The sequence below is a fragment of the Rhizobacter sp. P1_G5 genome (genome assembly GCF_056405435.1).
Window position 1 is genome coordinate 1 of record NZ_JBFUCB010001018.1, and the last position, 1,221, is coordinate 1,221.

A 1,221-nucleotide genomic window follows, 5' to 3' on the forward strand; every position below is an offset into this window, starting at 1 on the left:
GTGCAGCGGAACGGGCCCTTCGCGAGCGTCGGCAGGTTGTGCATCCAGCTGTTGTTCGAGCGCACCTGGCGGCGGCCGATGATCACCGCGTCGGCGGGGGCGATCCGCGCATCGGCGGCCACGCGCTGCAGGTCGTCGAGCAGGCGCTGCGGCGCGAGCTCGATGCAGCCCGACGGCGTGCGCAGCAGCTCGGGCAGGCGCGGCGCCAACGGGCCCAGGTCGATGCCGTGCGGTGCCGCCTTCAGCCTGTCGAGCGTCAGGCCCTCGGGCTGGCGGCCGAAGCCGTCGCCGAACGGCCCGCTGCGCAAGGCCAGGTCGAGCAGCCGCTCCGGGCCGCGGTGCGCCGACAGCGCCTGCAGCACCGCATCGGCCTGGTCGCCGGCGAGCTTGCGCACGTCGTCGGCCACCAGGGCGTCGTCGAGGGCCGCGATGTCGGCCTGGGCGCCGCGGCCTTGCACCAGCGCGGCGAGCCGCAGCAGCGTTTCCCACTCGGCTGGCGCGCCCGCCGGCGGCGGCAGCACGGCCGGGCTGTAGCGCGCATGGTTGCGCACGCTGAACTGCGGGAACGCGACGTCGTAGTGCGTGTCCTCCAGCGGCGACAGCCCGGGCAGGATCACGTCGGCATGGCGCGTCGTCTCGTTCAGGTAGATGTCCAGGCTCAGCATGAAGTCGAGCCCCTCCAGCGCCTTCGCCAGCCGCGCGCCGTTCGGTGCCGACAGGACAGGGTTGCTCGCGATCGTGATCAGCGCCTTCACCTGGCCCGCACCCGGCGTCTCGATCTCCTCGGCCAGGCAGGTCATCGGCAGCTCGCCGTACACCTCCGGCGCACCGCTGACGCGGCTGTGGTGCCTGCCCGTCACGATGCCGCGCCCGCGGCCCGGCGTGCCGGCCGTGTTGGCCGCGAAGGCCGCCGCCTGCGGGAACATCGCGCCGCCGGGTTCATCGAGGTGGCCGGTCAGGATGTTCAGCACGTCGATCAGCCACGAGCAGGTGGTCCCATAGGCCTGCACGCAGGTGCCGAGCCGGCCGTAGACGCAGCCGCGCCCGGCCGCGGCGAGTTCGCGCGCGAGGCTGCGGATCACGCTCGCATCGATCCCGCAGCGCGGCGCCATCGCGTCGGCAGCGAACGGCCGCACCGCATCGCGCAGCGCCTCCACCCCCACCAGGTGCGGCTGCAGGCGCCCGAGCCTCACCAGCCCCTCGGCGAACAGCGTGTGCACC

1 protein-coding gene is annotated in these 1,221 nt (G+C 74.0%); it reads right to left on the reverse strand.

Annotation, left to right across the window (positions count from 1 at the left end; translation table 11 throughout):
• The coding region (locus tag AC1D12_RS33680; protein ID WP_477845425.1) for a molybdopterin-dependent oxidoreductase at positions 1-1,221 on the reverse strand (1,221 nt) is incomplete at both ends.